The sequence below is a fragment of the Microbacterium sp. NPDC056057 genome, from assembly GCF_042266945.1.
GTDB lineage: Bacteria > Actinomycetota > Actinomycetes > Actinomycetales > Microbacteriaceae > Microbacterium > Microbacterium trichothecenolyticum_C.
The window spans coordinates 619,358-635,382 of record NZ_JBHJWS010000002.1 but is presented as its reverse complement, the minus strand read 5'-3'; the positions used below and the strand labels follow the sequence as shown (position 1 = coordinate 635,382).

At 65.4% G+C, this 16,025-nt stretch carries 15 protein-coding genes; 5 read left to right on the top strand and 10 right to left on the bottom strand.

Annotated elements, in window-relative coordinates; genetic code table 11:
• Window positions 1–81: 81 nt before the first annotated feature.
• On the bottom strand, window positions 82–1,479 hold the full coding sequence (locus tag ACFC1K_RS10680) for a DUF222 domain-containing protein (protein WP_375871597.1): 1,398 nt from the start codon (window positions 1,477–1,479) through the stop codon (window positions 82–84).
• Between the two features lie 397 nt (window positions 1,480–1,876).
• On the opposite strand from ACFC1K_RS10680, the gene ACFC1K_RS10675 reads away from it, so the two are divergent.
• From ACFC1K_RS10675 to ACFC1K_RS10665, 3 genes are all read left to right on the top strand, one after another.
• Window positions 1,877–2,281, top strand: coding sequence for a VanZ family protein (locus ACFC1K_RS10675; protein WP_375871596.1), 405 nt, complete (start codon window positions 1,877–1,879; stop codon window positions 2,279–2,281).
• A gap of 133 nt (window positions 2,282–2,414) precedes the next feature.
• Window positions 2,415–3,395 carry a hypothetical protein gene (locus tag ACFC1K_RS10670; RefSeq protein ID WP_375871595.1) on the top strand — a complete coding sequence of 327 codons (981 nt, stop codon included), beginning with the start codon at window positions 2,415–2,417 and terminating at the stop codon, window positions 3,393–3,395.
• A gap of 5 nt (window positions 3,396–3,400) precedes the next feature.
• Window positions 3,401–4,201 carry a caspase family protein gene (locus tag ACFC1K_RS10665; protein ID WP_310288446.1) on the top strand — a complete coding sequence of 267 codons (801 nt, stop codon included), beginning with the start codon at window positions 3,401–3,403 and terminating at the stop codon, window positions 4,199–4,201.
• A 47-nt stretch (window positions 4,202–4,248) separates the two neighbouring features.
• Here the strand turns inward: ACFC1K_RS10665 and ACFC1K_RS10660 are convergent, their stop codons facing one another.
• From ACFC1K_RS10660 to ACFC1K_RS10650, 3 genes are all read right to left on the bottom strand, one after another.
• Window positions 4,249–4,641, bottom strand: coding sequence for a hypothetical protein (locus tag ACFC1K_RS10660; protein WP_375871594.1), 393 nt, complete (start codon window positions 4,639–4,641; stop codon window positions 4,249–4,251).
• Complete coding sequence (locus tag ACFC1K_RS10655) at window positions 4,638–5,261, bottom strand: nucleotidyltransferase family protein (RefSeq protein WP_375871593.1); 624 nt, start codon at window positions 5,259–5,261, stop codon at window positions 4,638–4,640. The genes ACFC1K_RS10660 and ACFC1K_RS10655 overlap by 4 nt, the downstream gene beginning before the upstream one ends.
• Before the next feature lie 86 nt (window positions 5,262–5,347).
• Complete coding sequence (locus tag ACFC1K_RS10650; RefSeq protein ID WP_310288453.1) at window positions 5,348–5,710, bottom strand: hypothetical protein; 363 nt, start codon at window positions 5,708–5,710, stop codon at window positions 5,348–5,350.
• 83 nt (window positions 5,711–5,793) lie between these two features.
• On the opposite strand from ACFC1K_RS10650, the gene ACFC1K_RS10645 reads away from it, so the two are divergent.
• Window positions 5,794–6,330: a hypothetical protein gene (locus ACFC1K_RS10645; protein WP_375871592.1), complete on the top strand. Its 537-nt coding sequence runs from the start codon at window positions 5,794–5,796 to the stop codon at window positions 6,328–6,330.
• 13 nt (window positions 6,331–6,343) lie between these two features.
• Here the strand turns inward: ACFC1K_RS10645 and ACFC1K_RS10640 are convergent, their stop codons facing one another.
• A complete protein-coding gene (locus tag ACFC1K_RS10640) occupies window positions 6,344–7,327 on the bottom strand; it encodes a GDP-L-fucose synthase family protein (protein ID WP_375871591.1) in 984 nt (327 codons plus the stop codon).
• On the bottom strand, window positions 7,324–8,367 hold the full coding sequence (gmd, locus tag ACFC1K_RS10635) for a GDP-mannose 4,6-dehydratase (protein ID WP_375871590.1): 1,044 nt from the start codon (window positions 8,365–8,367) through the stop codon (window positions 7,324–7,326). The genes ACFC1K_RS10640 and gmd overlap by 4 nt, the downstream gene beginning before the upstream one ends.
• A gap of 204 nt (window positions 8,368–8,571) precedes the next feature.
• On the opposite strand from gmd, the gene ACFC1K_RS10630 reads away from it, so the two are divergent.
• Complete coding sequence (locus ACFC1K_RS10630; RefSeq protein ID WP_375871589.1) at window positions 8,572–8,847, top strand: hypothetical protein; 276 nt, start codon at window positions 8,572–8,574, stop codon at window positions 8,845–8,847.
• Window positions 8,848–8,850: 3 nt separating this feature from the next.
• Here ACFC1K_RS10630 and ACFC1K_RS10625 read toward each other — a convergent pair whose 3' ends face one another.
• The 4 genes from ACFC1K_RS10625 to ACFC1K_RS10610 all read right to left on the bottom strand — a co-directional run bounded on the left by ACFC1K_RS10625 (window position 8,851) and on the right by ACFC1K_RS10610 (window position 16,022).
• Window positions 8,851–10,161, bottom strand: coding sequence for a UDP-glucose dehydrogenase family protein (locus ACFC1K_RS10625; RefSeq protein ID WP_375871588.1), 1,311 nt, complete (start codon window positions 10,159–10,161; stop codon window positions 8,851–8,853).
• Window positions 10,162–10,550: 389 nt separating this feature from the next.
• Window positions 10,551–11,987 carry an O-antigen polymerase gene (locus tag ACFC1K_RS10620; RefSeq protein ID WP_375871587.1) on the bottom strand — a complete coding sequence of 479 codons (1,437 nt, stop codon included), beginning with the start codon at window positions 11,985–11,987 and terminating at the stop codon, window positions 10,551–10,553.
• Window positions 11,988–12,270: 283 nt separating this feature from the next.
• Window positions 12,271–13,749, bottom strand: coding sequence for a lipid II flippase MurJ (locus tag ACFC1K_RS10615; RefSeq protein WP_375871586.1), 1,479 nt, complete (start codon window positions 13,747–13,749; stop codon window positions 12,271–12,273).
• On the bottom strand, window positions 13,746–16,022 hold the full coding sequence (locus tag ACFC1K_RS10610) for a glycosyltransferase family 4 protein (RefSeq protein ID WP_375871819.1): 2,277 nt from the start codon (window positions 16,020–16,022) through the stop codon (window positions 13,746–13,748). The genes ACFC1K_RS10615 and ACFC1K_RS10610 overlap by 4 nt, the downstream gene beginning before the upstream one ends.
• Window positions 16,023–16,025: the final 3 nt, after the last annotated feature.

Genomic DNA, 16,025 nt, shown 5'->3' with positions numbered 1-16,025 from the left:
CACGATAACGGGCGCCCCTTCTGCGCTTCGCCGGCTGAGGCAGCCCCGAGCCCGGACGCGCGCGGCCCGCCCGCTCGCCGGTCAGACGGCGGCGAAGTCGTAGCGAGCGCGCCCGCCGAGGCGCGGAGTGCGTGCGGGGTCGACGTACGCGGGTGGGATGAGCCACACCTTCGCTTTTCGGCCGGTACCTGCGACCTGTACGTCCCACCCGTTGTCGTGTATCCGGTGGTGACACGATTCGCAGAGCAGTACGCCGTTGTCGAGGTCTGTCGGGCCGGCGTCCCGCATCCACCAGCGGATGTGATGCACCTTCGTGAACTGGGGCGGAAGCCCGCACCCGGTGCACCCGCCGTCGCGCTCGCCGAGGGCGAGCTTCTGAGACTTGGAGTAGAGGCGTCGTTCGCGACCCCAGTCGAGGATCTCGCTGTCGCCACCGAGCACAACGGGGATCACCGAGGCGCTCGACGCGAGCTTGCGGGCGGCGGAGGCGGAGATCGGGGCGTCGATGCCGTCGATCTCTGCCGTGCCGATGCCCTCGCGAAGGGTCTCGAGGTCCATGCGGACGACCACCGTCACACCGTTCAGAGGGAGGTCCTTCTCATCGCACCCGAGCACGTGCTCGCAGATGCTCACGAACGCGTCGGCCTGCATCTGCGGGATCGTGCGGCGCTCAGCATCCGTCGTCTCATCGAGCAGGGGCGTCGCAGGCGAATCGGGCGACGGCGCGACGCGGGCGTTCTCGGCGTCTCGCTGGGCGCGGAGCTTCGCGGTGACCATGCCTTCGAGCGCCGTCACGACCGGCGCGCCGCTCACTGGGTCGAACTTGCCGGTGACGATGATCATGCCCGAGCGATCGCGGCGGATGGTCAGCGCCGTCTCGGCTGCCAGCTCCGCTTCGCGGGGCTCGACGCCGTCGGGGTCGAGCCAGGCCTCGGCGCGGAGGATGAGCTTCGACAGGGCGTCGAGGGGGAGTCCGGCGGCCTGATCGACGAGGAGCTTCTCGGCCTCGTCGACCTTCTCGGCGCCGGCGCGGATCGAGACGCGGTCGAGCATCGCGATGATCGCCGACGCCGCCTGCGCGCCGATACGGCCGTCGCTCAGACCCTGCCCGACGTGCGGATGCCGGGCGGGTGCCTTGTCGCCTGAGAGCAGCATGCGCGGAGTCGTGGCCTCGCCGACCTTCACGAGCCGGGCGGCATCGCCGGTGGTCGTGCCCATCGTCGCCGCGATGAACTGCGTGGGATTGCGGAAGCCCTGGATCTTCGCGAGGCTGTCGGGCCCGAGCTCGGGCCGCGACTGGCGCTGGATCTCGGACGCCACCAGCGCCTGAACGCTCTCGGCGAGACGTTTGCCGCGCCCGATCTGCTCGTTGAGGGCGATCAGCTCGGCCGGCGCGAGCGATGCGATGTCGCGCCCGTCAGGCAGGATTCCCCGCGCAACGTCGATCGCCTCGGCGAGGGACGACAGTGCGCTGGTCATGCGTTCAGCCTATCGGAGGCTAGGCCGAGTGTCAAAGATTTGTTCGAATCAGTTTACCCATCGGACTGCTCGCCCGAATATGGGAGTGGCTGCTCGAAGACGGCAGTCGTTCGTCGATCCGCTGCCGCTTAGCAGCCGTTTCGCCAGTTGCGTCCGAGTCGCAGCAGTCGCACATCCGATTCCGAAGCCTCTCGAGCGTCGACGATCTCCGATTCGAAACTCATGCAACTCTCGAAGAAATGTTCCATATGTCGACGCCCACTCTCACCCGCACCCGCTGCCGAGTAGAATCGCCGCACTGCGCGGCAGCGTCGCGGCGCCCGATCGAGGGGAGTTCGCCATCACCGATGCGCCGACCCTCGCGCCCGCGCAACCATCCACCGCGGCCGTCGCAACATTGCATCTGCGTCGCACGCAGGGGCGAGGCATCCGTCTGCTCGTCATCTATGGCGTGCTGCTCGCACTCATCGCGTTCTGGCCGGTACCGGTGGATCGCGGCGCTTCCGCCCTCCTCGCGGCGATCACGCGGGCGGTTCCGTGGCTGACGTACGACCTCATCGAGACGACCGCGAACGTCGCGCTGTTCGTGCCGTTCGGGGTGCTGCTGGCGCTCGTGCTTCCGCTGCATCGAGGACTCGTGGTGCCGATGGCCCTCGCCACCACCCTTGTCATCGAGTCGGGGCAGGCGCTGCTCCTCTCCGAGCGCACGCCGAGCATGCGCGACATCGTCGCCAACGTGCTGGGCGCGGCCATCGGCCTCGCGATCGTGCATCTGATGGAGCGGCGCCGGATTCCGGATTGACGGATGCTGCGCCGCTGGGCCCCGGCGTGTGCAGGCAGTCTTCCGCACTGGCGTGCGCAGTGGTATCTCTAGTCCCACGGCGCATCATCTGGGGGCGCTGTGTTCGGGGGCTTCGCGAAGCGGCGGAGGAATCATGGCTGGACTCGTTCTGCTGGCGCAGATCCAAGACGGTGACGAAGTCGCCTCCGACAGCGCGACGCCCACACTGGCGGCGCCGAGCGGTGCGACGATCACCTGGACGGTGACGGCCGATGGGGGGACTCTGCGCGAGTGCGTGCTCGACGGAGGGGGTGCACGAACTCGCATCCCGGTGAAAGACGACAAGGGCGAGGTGACGCTGCCGGTTGATACGGCCGGTGAGTACAAGGCGGTGGGCAAAGACGCCAATGGCGCCGACGTCGAGAGCCTCCCGATCACACTCGAGATCACGGAGGACGAGGGGGACGGCGGGGGGAACGGCGGCGGCCCGCCACCACCAGTCGGCAAGGTGATCGAGACCGACACGGGCTACTACGACGAGGTGTTCGCTGTGATCGTCGGCCTGCTGACGGTGGCGGCGACCGCGGTCGTCGTGTGGAGCGCGTGGACGGCCATCGGGCGGTTCGGGATCGATGTGGCGCCGCAGACGATCGCCGAAGGCACCGAGGTCAACGGCACGTGGGGGCAGCGGGCGCTTGCCGTGCTGCTCGTGTTCATGCTGGCCGTGGGTGCCGTGATGCTGATCGTCGGCGCCGCCCTCGCGGCTCTCGAGACGCGCGGACGGCTGAAGGGCAGGAAAGACGGCAGCCTCAAGACACGGGCGGGAGTGGACCTCGAGGGGTGGAGCAAGTTCGTCGAGGCGGTGCGCACCACGCGCGGATCGGTCGTGGTCGCGGTGTCGGGTCTGATCATCGTCGTGAGCGCCGGCGGCTTCGCCCTCGGCATCGTGGGCGACACGAGCAGCGACCCCGCCCCTCAGCCGTCGTCCACTGCAACCCCGACGGTCGAAGTCGGCGACGACCCAGCCGACGACCCCGCCGACGACTCCGGCGGCGAACAGGGCACGGGCGACGACGCGGGCACGGGCAGCGATCCGGGCGACGACGGGGGCACGGGCAGCACCGAGGGGCCGTGAGGAGGATGAACGGTCCCGTTGCACGCGTGCTGCTGATCGGGGTGCCGGCCCCGCCGCCCATCCGCTCCACGAACGAGCGCAAGCTCGCGTACGGCAAGACCGCGGTCGGCTTCCCCGAGCTCGACACCGTTCCCGAGGAGCTCGAATGGTTCGACGATCTGCTGACTGCGCGTCTCGGCGAGCGCAACATGTCGTTGACCCGCGTGGTGAGCCCGGCGAACACGACCAGCGAGAAGGTGCGGAAGGCGATCACCGAGGCGGTGTCGCTCGAACCGGTGCCGCCGCTGCTCATCTTGTATCTCGCCGGGCACGGGGTGCAGTTCGAGCGGCCGGCGGACGATGACGGCGCAGCAACATCCCTCAACGGAAGTCGCAGGTTCGACGAGGCCTTCGCCACAAGCGACGGCTATGTGCTGGATCGCGAGTTGAAACGGATGCTGGATGCCAAGCCCGCGACGACACGTCTGATCGCGTTCGTCGACACGTGCCATGCCGACGGCATGCTGGGGGTGCGGGGTGTTCAGGCACTCGACATCGTCGAGGAGCTGGCCGAGGGTGAGTTCGGTCGGTTGGTCATCTCGTCGTCACGCAAGACGATGACGGCGCCTGAGCTGCGTCAGGGCGGCGTGCTGTCGACGACTCTGCGGCGAATCGTCGAGGATCCCGAGAACGTGCGCACGTACCGCACGCTCTGTGCATCGCTCGCCCGCGTCGCCGCTGAGGTCTATCAGCAGCAGATCGTGGTCCGCTACACGGCGGCTGACGGCACGTTCCTCGACACGATGCCGTTCGCCTCAGAGACGTGACGCCCCGCCCGGTACACCCATCTGGGCCAGCAGCCCAGTCGTCCCGCTCACAGCGCGCGCGCCGCCAGCACCAGCTTCTCGGCGGCGCTGCGCGCGGTGGTGACGCGCTGTGCCGACATGGGGCTCGCACCGTAGCCGGCGGCAGACTTCATGCCCACAAGGCGAGCCAGCGGCGGGGCGAGCGACGCATCGGCCTTCTCCAGCAGAGTGATCGCCTCGGCGTGGTTGGCGGAGCTCGAGTATTCGCCTAGCTTCGCGCAGCAGATCGCGTCGCCCGCCGCGATGCCCGCGTGGACGTAGAGCGTGACGATGCTGTTGGGGCTGGCCTCGCCGAGCTCGCGAAGGTCTTCGGCGTCCTGCCAGAAGCCTTCGGCCTGTGCGAGGCGTCCTGCCCGATCGGCGGGCGTGCAGTCCTTCGTGCGCTGGTTCTTCGGCGTCATCGGCGTCCTTTTCTCCTGAGGGTCTTGCGCAACCAGTCGGCGTCGTCGCTGAACGCGATGCCCTCGGCGGCGATGGTGGTCAGCAGCGGCTGGGTTGCCGCATCCGTCACCTCCTCGACAGCGAGGTCGACGATCCTCGTGTCGTTACCCGTCCATGCCGTGGCCGCCTTCGTGAGGCGTGCCAGGTTGGCGCCCCACTCTTCGAGCGACGCGTCGTCACGGCGGACGAGCAGGATGTCGAGGTCGCTCTCGGGGCGCATCTCGCCGCGGGCGGCGGAGCCGTAGAGGCTTGCGAACACGGGCGGCTCGTGCCAGCTGGCGATATGCGCGCGCAGTCGCGTCAGCAGTGCCTGCTTGAGCCCGGCGATCTGGCGGATGGCGGATGCTGCGAGGTGATCGTCGTTGAGCGCGTAGGCGTGTGTGCGGCCGAAGCCGTGCTGCACCACGATTCCCTGCGCGACGAGCCGCCCGAGTGAAGAGCGGATGCCGACGACCGACCGTTCCGGAATCAGCTGGTGCAGGCGCGGAACGCTGAACTCGGCGTCGCTGGAAGCGAGGACACGCAACACGTCACCGTCGACGCTCGTCGTCACGACGGTGAAGGGGCGTTGGATCTCCACGGAAGGAATTGTATCCCTAGAGACACTTTTCTGTCTCTAGGGAAGGAATTCTATCTCTCCTGACTTTCTTCTCCAGCCCGGCCGCGTCAGCTGCCGAAGTACTCTCGCGCGGAGCGGGTGTAGAGCAGGATCAGACCGATGATCGACAGGATGCTGCCGCTGATGGCCGACCAGAGGCCCTCGCCGTTGAACATCCCGAGCACCTCGAGCACGATGTTGGCGATGAACACGATCGTCGCGATCGTGCGGGCGGTGTGGTTGCCGCGCCAGAGCCCGACGCCGACCGCGAGCGTGACGATGCCGATGATGAGGCTGATCCACCCGACGATCGCGGGCCAGGTGATGAAGAGGCCGGCGATGATCACGAAGATCGAGCCGATGATCTGCAGGAAGCCCGAGATCCAGGCGATGATGGCGACGAGGGTGACGCCGAGCGGGCGCTGAGACATTTCGTGTCCTCCGTGGCGAGACAGAAGTCGGCTATTGCGTCCAACGTAGCGGAGCGTTGCCCGAGCGCCCCTACGATGAGCGCATGCTGTTCCTCGCTGCGACCGCGAACGCGACGATCAACGGAAACACCGCCGAACTGATCGCGGCCGTCGCCGCGATCCTGGCGCTCATCCTTTCGGCAACGGCGATCTGGTTCGTGCGTCACTCCGAGAAGCGCCAGCTCTTCATCCAGCTCCACGACCTCCTCACCTCCCCCGATTCCCAGGCGGGACGTCGGATCCTGCATACGCGCATGAAGCACCCGTGGCAGATCTCGCTGATCTTCCACGTGAGTCCGCGCGAGTTCGATCTCGTCAATCGCACGCTGGGCCTCTACAACACGTTGGGGATCTACGTCCACCGCGGATACGTCCGTCGCGATGAGGCGTTTGCGCACTGGGCGGGCCCGATCAAGAACAGCTGGCCAGAACTCGAGCGATTCCTCCGGTGGCGTCGAGACAACGCCAACGGAGTCAGGATGTGGAGCTACTTCGTGTGGCTCGCACAGGAGGTGGGGGCCGACGTTCCTTCCGACATGCGGCTGCACCCGGGCTGGGAGGCGGAGAAGCCGTACAGCTGAGGCCGGTCGCGGATCAGGCGCGTACAGCGCCGACGTGGTCCCGGTACCAGGCGACCGTCCGCTCGAGCCCTTCGTCCAGCGGGATCTTCGACGTCCAGCCGGCCTCCGCGAGCTTCGACACGTCGAGCAGCTTCTGCGGAGTTCCGTCGGGCTTGGACGTGTCCCACTCGGTCTCGCCCTCGAAGCCGACGATCCCGGCGATCATCTCGGCGATCTCGCGGATGGTCAGGTCGCTGCCCGTGCCGACGTTGACCTGCTCCGGCCCGTCGTAATGCTCGAGCAGATGGAGGACAGCATCCGCCATGTCATCGGAATGGAGGAACTCGCGTCGAGGCGTACCGGTACCCCAGTTCGTCACCGACCAGGAACCGGACTTCGCGGCGTCGTCGTACCGGCGGATCAGTGCCGGGAGCACGTGCGATCCCGTCGGCGAGAAGTTGTCGTTCGGTCCGTAGAGGTTGGTGGGCATCGCCGAGATCCACGGCAGCCCGTACTGGCGACGCACCGCTTGGATGTTCAGGATGCCGGCGATCTTGGCGATCGCGTACGCGTCGTTCGTCGGTTCCAGGCGTCCGGTGAGAAGCGCGTTCTCGCTGATCGGCTGCTCCGCGAACTTGGGGTAGATGCACGACGACCCGAGGAATGCCACCCGCTCGACCTCGTTCGCCAGCGCCGCGTCGAGCACGTTCGATTGGATGCGGAGGTTGTCGCTCAAGAAATCGACGGGATACGTACTGTTCGCCAGGATGCCTCCCACCTTGGCGGCAGCGAGCACCAGGTACCGCGGGCTGATCTCGGCCAGGTAGGCGAAGACGGCATCGCGGTTCTTGAGGTCCAATTCGGCGGACGTCTTGCCGACGATGTTCGTGAAGCCTTCGCTTTCGAGCTTTCGAACAATGGCCGAGCCGACAAGGCCTCGATGGCCGGCCACGTAGAAGGTCGCGTCGCGGTCGAGCTCACCGGGCGCGTACTCGACGCCTTCGGCCGCTCCGGTCATCGGCCGACCAGCGACGGCTCGGGCGTCCACGAGGCGAGGTTGACCGAGTCGATCCATTCGGGCTTCTTGTTGAGCGCCTCGATGTCGGCGTCGACCATCAGCGTGGCGAGGTCCTTGCCGTCGAGCGTTGCCTGCCACCCGAGCTTCTCCGCGGCCTTGGTCGGGTCGCCGATGAGGGCGTCCACCTCGGTCGGGCGCAGGTAGCGTTCGTCGAACTTCACGAACTCCTGCCACTCCAGGCCTACATGACCGAAGGATGCCTCGAGGAAATCGCGGATCGTATAACCCCGGCCGGTCGCCAGCACGAAGTCGTCGGGTTCGTCGACCTGCAGCATCCGCCACATTCCTTCTACATACTCCGCCGCGTAGCCCCAATCTCTGATCGAGTCCAGGTTGCCGAGGTAGAGGTCCTTCTGTTCACCCGCCTGTATGCGGGCGACCGCGCGCGTGATCTTGCGCGTGACGAAGGTCTCGCCGCGGCGTGGAGACTCGTGGTTGAAGAGGATGCCGTTGACGGCGAAGAGGTCGTACGCCTCACGGTAGTTCTTGGTGATCCAGAAGCTGTACAGTTTCGCGGCCGCATACGGTGAGCGCGGATAGAACGGCGACAGCTCGTTCTGCGGCGGGGGTGTGGCGCCATAGAGCTCAGACGTGGAGGCCTGGTAGAACTTCGTGTCGATGCCCGACGACCGCACCGCCTCGAGCAGGCGGACCGTGCCGATGCCCGTCGTGTCGGCCGTGTGCACGGGTTCGTCGAACGACACCCGCACATGCGACTGCGCGGCGAGGTTGTACACCTCGTGGGGATGGATCTTCACGAGGAGGCTCACCAGCCCGGCGCCGTCGCTGAGGTCGCCGTAGTGAAGGAAGAGCCTCGCGCTCGGATCGTGCGGATCGACGTAGAGATGATCGATGCGCTGCGTATTGAAGGTCGACGCCCGGCGTATGAGGCCGTGGACCTCGTAACCCTTGCCGAGCAGCAGCTCGGCGAGGTAAGAGCCATCCTGACCGGTGATCCCGGTGATGAGTGCACGCTTCACGTCGTACTCCGTCCCCCAGCGACGCGCGGAGGTCGTACGGCCGTCTCCGCGCAGTCACGGATTCCGCGACGCGGGCAGCCAGGCTCGGGTGATCCTGTCGGGAGCTGTCTCACCGTCGAGAATACGGCGACGATACCGCAGGCTGACCGCGGAAAACAGGCCGCCTTCCGATCGCCGGGCGGAACGCGCTCATAGGATCGATGCATGCTCATCGGCCGCATCCGCCCTGTCGAAACCCGCACCGTCGATGTGGAAGGCGCCTCGCTCGAGGCCCTCAGCGCCGCCGTCCGGGCGGAGTTGGCGGCGGGGTGGGTCGTGACGGACGTCCCGGCCGCTATGCCCAAGGGCTCGCAGCTGCTCACGTCGACCGCGACGATGGCTCGCCGCGACGGCGTCGAGCAGATCGAGGCGGACGACATGGCCGCGCTCCAGGCGAAGGTCCCGGAGGGCTGGCAGCTCCTCGGCGTCTACGCGCTCTGACGGCTACGGCCGCCCCATGCCGTAGTACGTCCAGCCCGCAGCCCGCCAGGCAGCGGCATCCCAGCCGTTGCGGCCGTCGATGACGACGCGGCCGTCGGTGAGGGTGGAAGCGTGCTCGGGGGTGAGCTCGCGGCGGTACTCGTCCCATTCGGTGACGAGGATGATCGCGTCAGCCGCGCGGAGAGCCTCATCGCGGTCGGCGACGTAGTTCAGCTGCGGGTGCAGGCGCTGAGCGTTCTCGAGTGCGGCGGGATCGGTGATCGTGACCCAGGCGCCGAGGCCGTGGAGGCGTACGGCGACGTCGAGCGCGGGGGAGTCGCGGATGTCGTCGCTGTACGGCTTGAAGGCGGCGCCGAGCACGGTCACGTTCTTCTTGAAGACGGATCCACCGAACGCCTCGAGGACGAGCTGTACGGCGCGCTCGCGGCGGCGCAGGTTGATCGCGTCGACCTCGCGGAGGAACGCGACGGACTCGCCGCGGCCGAGTTCCTCGGCGCGCGCGGAGAACGCGCGGATGTCTTTGGGGAGGCAGCCGCCGCCGAACCCGATGCCGGCGCCGAGGAAGCGGCGCCCGATGCGGACATCGTGGCCGATCGCGTCGGCGAGCTGGGTGACGTCGGCGCCGGTCACCTCGGCGATCTCGGCCATCGCATTGATGAACGAGATCTTGGTGGCGAGGAACGCGTTGGCGGCGACCTTGACGAGTTCGGCGGTGGCGAGGTCGGTGACGATGAACGGCGTGTTCTTCGCGACGGAGGGGTGGTAGACCTCGCGCAGCAGGTCGGCGGCCGCCTCGCCGGCTTCGCCCGCGGGCACGCCGACGACGAGCCGGTCGGGGTCGATGGTGTCTTTGACTGCGAACCCTTCGCGGAGGAACTCGGGGTTCCACACCAGCGTCGCGCCGGTCTCCTCGACGCGCGGTGCGAGGTCGGCGGCGGTGCCGACCGGGACGGTCGACTTGCCGGCGACGATGTCGCCGGGCGACAGGTAGGGCAGCAGGCCGTCGACGGCGGCGTTCACGTAGGTGAGGTCGGCGGCGTAGCCGTCCTTCTGCTGCGGGGTGCCGACGCCCACGAAGTGCACCTTCGCGCCCTGGGCTTGCGACATGTCGGTGGTGAACCGCAGGCGTCCGGAGGCGATGCCCGCGGTGAGGATCTCCTGCAGCCCGGGCTCGAAGAACGGCGCCTCACCCTTCGACAACGACGCGACCTTGCGCTCGTCGACGTCGATCCCCACCACGTCGTGGCCGATCGAGGCTATCGCTGCCGCGTGGACGGCTCCAAGGTAGCCGCAGCCGATGACAGTCAGGCGCATAGGAAAGCCCTTCCAGGTATGGGACTAGGCCGTCCGAACGGACGACGGAGAACGGGAAGGGGCGGCGGTGACCCAGCTGCTTGTGATCATTCCATGAGTGAAGCCGACGCGGGAGTCAGCACTCCGCGAAGCCGCCAGTGTGACCTAAGTGTGGGTCGCACCTCGGAAGCCCAGCCATCGTGTCAATTCTTGGAACACACTCCCTGGCTGTTATCTCTGAACTCCGGCTCGGACCGGTGACTCCGTTGCGTACTTCGTGTGGGCGCGGCTGCTGCCGCGCGGCGTCGAGTGCCACATTGTGGCGCTCGGCTGTTGGCGCACTACGGGCGGTGGTAGCCCGGAACTCACGGTGCCGTCGACGAAGATTAGCTGGATCGACGCGCAGCGATCTACCTTGTGTCCCGATACGCGTGCACCGCGCGGAAATGCACGAAGTCTTGACTGGAGGACTGCGTCTTGCCCTGTTTCCTATAAAGCACCGCCGTCAACGCAACACAAGTCGCAGCGAAGACGATCTGCGCTCCGAGTGGGCCGCGCAGCACACCGATCTGCACCGCCGCCAGAACGGGCGTAACCATTGCGAGGCGGGTTGCCGCGCCGCTCACAAACGCAAGGTCTGCCTTCCGCGAATACAGCCCGATGATGAAGAACACCAGCAGCATGCCGATGACGCCGAACTCGACGTACATTTCAGACCATAGGGGCAGTGCGAGGTTCTGGAAGACATATCCGCGCGACTCTGCAACAGGGAACGAGGCCGGAAGCGCCTTGTCCTCCCACACGGATCTAGGGATAAAGAACCCGAGAGCAGATAGCAGGTGATATCCGAGTGTGTGGCCATGTTGCTCCACGTACCAGAGCGAGTTGACGGTCTGCTGGAAGCCATCGAAGTCGACCGACGCGAAGGTCTCCAGCTGGAAGTTCAGCCGGGTGGCGATCGCCGTGTTTTTGAACGCCGCGGACAGGGGGTACGCAACGAGTAGTCCGAGTACCATCCCAGCGGAGAGGCAGACGCGTGCGAACGTGGTCCTGAACGTGGCAAGAGCGAAGATCACCATGAGGATCGCGCTGAAGGCCTGGAACCGAGAGTTTGACAGTGGGTTGGCGAAAGTCGCGGCAGCGGCCAGCGAGACAAGCAGCGCCAGGAGCAATGGTAAACCGACTCGCTCGCCAGCGCGTCGTCGACGTCTTATCTCGTTGACCACGACGTAAACTCCAACCGCTGCAATGCAGATCGGTAGCGTCTTCAGGATGCCCAGCATCGCCCCGCCGCTTGAACCGTACTCAAGACCTTGCGCTGCGTAAGCTTCGATCAAATCGTCACGCGATTGAAACCGAGATGCCAAACTCACTCCAGACAGCGCCGCCAGAGGGAATGCAAGGATCGGCAGGAGCACGCCTCCGAGCAGGATGCGCGGGCGCAGTGGGCTGTTCTCCGGCGCGTCGGCAGTGCGTGAACGCGAGACGGTCTGCCCGATTCTGTACGCCAGCGCGGCTACCAGCGTGAGCAACTGGGCTGGGGCATGGAGATCGCCCGCAGGCACGTCTCTCCACGGCAGATGCCCGGCCGAAAGCTGATAGAGCGGGGCGATACCTGCCCACACCGCGACGAATGCCCAGAAAGTCAGGGAGAGCGGCCCGAGGCGTCCACTGCGCGAGTCGGCGGCCAACGACAGAAGCGAGGTGAGTACGATCGCGAGGCCCAGATACCCCGCGGTTGACGGAGTCGCGGCCACGAACATCGACCATGCGGCGATGCAGACGAAGGTCGCCCCGATGTAGAGCGACGTGGAGGCCACGGGCCCCGACTGGGTCAGCTTCGTCACGGCGATGCTGGGCTCAATCTTTCGAAGCACGACGTCGGCATGCCTGGATAGGGAACCATACTGCGACGGCTAGTCCCGTCACGACGAAGACTGGTGGAGCGTTGGAGCCGACGTGCGGGAGCGCCCCGGCAAGGGCCCCGAACAGGACGACGACCAACGGTCCGATTGCATGCTCGCAGACCACTCGCGGTTCCCGTTCTCCCACGCAGCCGATCATAGACGAGACCCATGCGCTGCCCTTGGGATGCCGGTCGTTCACTAATCGTCCGCACAAATCCAAACCTCACGCCCGCTTGACCAGCGCCGCGAGATCCGCCCGAAGCCGCGGGATCAGAAGTACCCACGCGAGAGAGATCAGCGTGACTGCGAGGGAGGGTAGCAACCATTCGGCAGGATCCTGCCCGGATGATGTTGCGGAAGCCCCCCACAGCGCGGCTAGAAACACCGGGCTGAGAAGGAGCACGCGCGCAACCATCGGCCGGGAGATGCCGAGACGCCATGTCGCGAGCGCGGCCTGGACTAGTGCTCCAATCGATACTCCCAGGCCGATTCCCAGTGCGCCCAATGGCCCGACGAGCAGTAGGTCGGCGATGATCATCGTTGCGGAACCACTGGCTATCACGAGCGCCGCCTCGGCGTTGCGCCTGCGCGAATTCAAGGCCTTGACTTGCGCGTACGCCAATACTTGTGCCCACAGGCCAACTGACATTCCCATCAGAAAGCTGGTGGTTATGGCAACAGACTCAGCTCCAAATGCTCCTCTGCCGAAGACGACGCTGATCACCAAGGGGCTTGCGGCTGCCAGACATGCACTTAGGGGAACGCACACCGTAAGGATCCGTTCGCTCAGCAACCTCGAGGTTGCCCTCGCCTCAGCCGGAGTTTGGATGGCGAGGCTGGCGAGCAGGAGTAAACCGAGTGGCGCGGCGATTAACGCCATCGCGGTTTCTGTGATGAAGCGCGCGTAATCTAGAGCGGCGATGTGCTCGGCTCCCAACAGGCTGGTGATCGCGCGTTCGCCAACCCATGCACCCTGGACGATGACAGGAAGCCACAAAACAGGTGTGATGGTTCGGATGAATACGCCCCAGGCTTCACTCGCATCTGCCCGCGAAAGCATCGAACGCCCGAGCGGATCTCTTGCGTATCCACGACGATGCACGCGAATAGACGCCCAAACACTAAAGATCACGTACGCGCTAGTGAACCCGGCGGCGAGGAATAGGGGCTCGCCGAGGTAGAAAGCTGCAACGGTACCCGCAATCAGACCGAGGCTCTGCACAGTGGGGCGCGCGCTCGCCAGAAGATAACCGCCATGCGAGATTTCCAGAAACGACGCGAGATTTGCGTGAACGTAGAACGGTACGGCCAGCGCCATGATGCCCAGCATCGCCGCGGCCAGGGAAGACGGGCTGCCTTCAACACCGGGAGCGATCACGCTCACCCACCAGTCGCGCGTCGCTAGGAGGAGAACCGCGACAGCCACTGAGAGAGCGAGCACAAGCGCTGCCACCGCTCGATAGAAGACCACGGCTCGCCGCCGGTCCTCAAGCAGGAAACGGGAGTGATTCGGCAAGAATCCGATCGAAAGTGCGTCTGCCGTGAACAAGTTCACCGGCACGAACGTCGCTGTGCTGGCGATCCGAAACGCTGCGACCGGTGTGCTGGTTCCGAAAAGGGCAGCAAGAATTAGTTCCCTGACCGCTCCAATGATCTTGCCGAATAGGTTGCCTGCGAAGAGCGATATGAATCCCTTTCTCATGCGCCCCGCACGGCTCGCAGAAGGTCCGTATATCGCCGACCGATACGGTCCCACGAGTAGTCGGCAACGGCGGCGGCGCATAGTTCCCTAACGGCCTCCGCGCCTCGCTCGACGATGAGCCGCTCTACTCTAAGAACCCCCTCCGCAACCGAGCCCGAGGTGCGCTCCACCAAGGCGCCGTTCACGCCGTCGCGGATAACCTCCGGTGCCAGGCCCGCCTCAGTCATGACGACGGGCAGCCCCGAAGCTTGTGCTTCAAGAAGGACAAGCGGCCCCGTCTCATAGTCGGTCGGCAGGACAAGCGCATCCGCAGAGCAGTAGAAGTCAACCATCGAACGCTGACTTCCCATGAAGATGATGCGCTCGGGCGTCAATCCAAGCGTTGCTGCCCGCCCGCGTGCGTTCTCCACCAGATCCGATGTTCCTCCCACGACGAGGAGGCGAAAGTGAGCAGGCAAGCTCATTAGAGCCTCGAAGATTACGAACAGGCCCTTGCGATCGAACTCTTGCCCGACAAACAGGAGCAGGCATTCGTCTTCCGATACCCCTAAGCGCTGCCGGAGTTCGGTGCGGACCACGGGCGTAACCGCCTGGAAGAGTTCTGGGTCGACGCCATTCGGGATTACATGGATTGGCGCGTTCACTCGCGGGTAGAGCCTCAACAGCGTAGCTTTGTCTGTTTCGGTCAGGCATACGATCGCGCGGTGGCTTCCGAACCGATAGCGATACTCATCCCGAACGAGCGTGAACCAGTGCATAGGGTTCGCCGGAATGTAGAAGCGCCTGTTGCCGCGTCGCTTATGCATCACTTCTTTCAGCAAACCATGGTTGACGTAAACATCTCCGCCGATGGGATCACCATGGGTCAAGATCGCTGTTGACGGTACCTCGCGTCGAAGAGTGCGGATCTTTCGGGTCCCCGCCACTGTGAACCATGCGACTTCGAGAAACAGCAGCGCTTTGGACCGCAGTGTGCGCCCAATTCTGTTCTCAACGTGGATTCCTGTGTCAGAGAGTGTGTAGCGCCGAGCGTCATCTCCGCCCGCGCGCATGGCTCCCTCTAGAGACTCAACGACTCGGGCCACGCCAGATTGGCCGCCGATATGTCGAGCCACCTGCAACACCTTCAGTTTGCTATTAACGTCGGGCATGAGGACGCCGTCAAGCGCCGCGGCGACGGACTCGATGTCGTACCTGGACAGCACAACACGGCGGGCTGCGGCCCCGACATCGATTCGCGAAGTGCGTGCGCGGCGTATCGCGTCTCGAATCGCCAAGGGTGACGGCGCGGCCGCAAGGAATCCAGTGACGCCATCCGTGATCTTGTCCGGTATGCCGCCCACGGGGGTGGCTACGCAGATCGTGGCATGAGCCATCGCCTCCAACGTAGTGAGGCTGCTCCCTTCATATCGAGATGGCTGTACAAACAGTCGAGCCGCGCGAACATTCGCCTGCACCTGCGCATCGCCTGCGTTCTCGACGATTTCGAGCGTCAGCCGTTCAAAAGCCCCCGCGTGGTTCTGCAGGTCCGCCGCCTCGCCGCGCCCGAAGTGGCGCCAAACGATCTGGCGTTGGGCATCATCCGCTAAGAGCAACCCGATAGCATCCAGGAGTAGGTCGTAGCCCTTGTTATGCACGATCCGGCCGACTGTCACGATATCTGCGACAGGCATGGACGGCGCGGCCGATCTGGCGAGTCTGTCGATGCGTTGAACGTCAATTCCATTCGGGATGACGACGACACTCTCTTCAGCGCACCTGATATTCTTCAGCACGGCTGCGCGCAATGAGGGGTCTGTGGCCACTACCGTGTCTGCATATCGAGCGCCGCGAGCGAGAAAACGCGCAAAGACGCGGTTGAACCACCTCAGCGGGCCGCTTGGTGCGAACTCCTCCATACCATGGGGGTTGCTAACTAGACGCGGCCGGCATTCTGCGCGAGCGAGGGCTCTGAATGCTCCAGCGCTCCCGCCGTGCGCATAGATCACGTCGAAGTCCTTGCTGTTCGCTGTTAGCCAGGCTTGCACGCGTCGAACCCACCAGAAGTACGCGACACCGAATCCCGGCGAACCCGGTCTCAACCTGCGTAGCGGCCAGTCGATCGGTACGACTGCGGTCTTTGATGACCCGCGCAAGAACTGAGGCGGTGCGCACAGGGTGACCGTCCACCCCAGACGGGTGAGAGCTGCAATCTGATCGCTGATAGCGCGTTCAAGCCCGCCGACACCATCTTCAAATGCGGCCGACCGAGTCAGAACTAGGAGGCGGCGCACATC

Excerpts from the sequence above, each read along its gene's own strand:
- ACFC1K_RS10680 (WP_375871597.1), bottom strand. The coding sequence starts at position 1,479 with ATGACCAGCGCACTGTCGTCCCTCGCCGAGGCGATCGACGTTGCGCGG.
- ACFC1K_RS10670 (WP_375871595.1), top strand. The coding sequence starts at position 2,415 with ATGGCTGGACTCGTTCTGCTGGCGCAGATCCAAGACGGTGACGAAGTC.
- ACFC1K_RS10665 (WP_310288446.1), top strand. The coding sequence starts at position 3,401 with ATGAACGGTCCCGTTGCACGCGTGCTGCTGATCGGGGTGCCGGCCCCG.
- ACFC1K_RS10660 (WP_375871594.1), bottom strand. The coding sequence starts at position 4,641 with ATGACGCCGAAGAACCAGCGCACGAAGGACTGCACGCCCGCCGATCGG.
- ACFC1K_RS10650 (WP_310288453.1), bottom strand. The coding sequence starts at position 5,710 with ATGTCTCAGCGCCCGCTCGGCGTCACCCTCGTCGCCATCATCGCCTGG.
- ACFC1K_RS10645 (WP_375871592.1), top strand. The coding sequence starts at position 5,794 with ATGCTGTTCCTCGCTGCGACCGCGAACGCGACGATCAACGGAAACACC.
- ACFC1K_RS10640 (WP_375871591.1), bottom strand. The coding sequence starts at position 7,327 with ATGACCGGAGCGGCCGAAGGCGTCGAGTACGCGCCCGGTGAGCTCGAC.
- ACFC1K_RS10630 (WP_375871589.1), top strand. The coding sequence starts at position 8,572 with ATGCTCATCGGCCGCATCCGCCCTGTCGAAACCCGCACCGTCGATGTG.
- ACFC1K_RS10625 (WP_375871588.1), bottom strand. The coding sequence starts at position 10,161 with ATGCGCCTGACTGTCATCGGCTGCGGCTACCTTGGAGCCGTCCACGCG.
- ACFC1K_RS10615 (WP_375871586.1), bottom strand. The coding sequence starts at position 13,749 with ATGAGAAAGGGATTCATATCGCTCTTCGCAGGCAACCTATTCGGCAAG.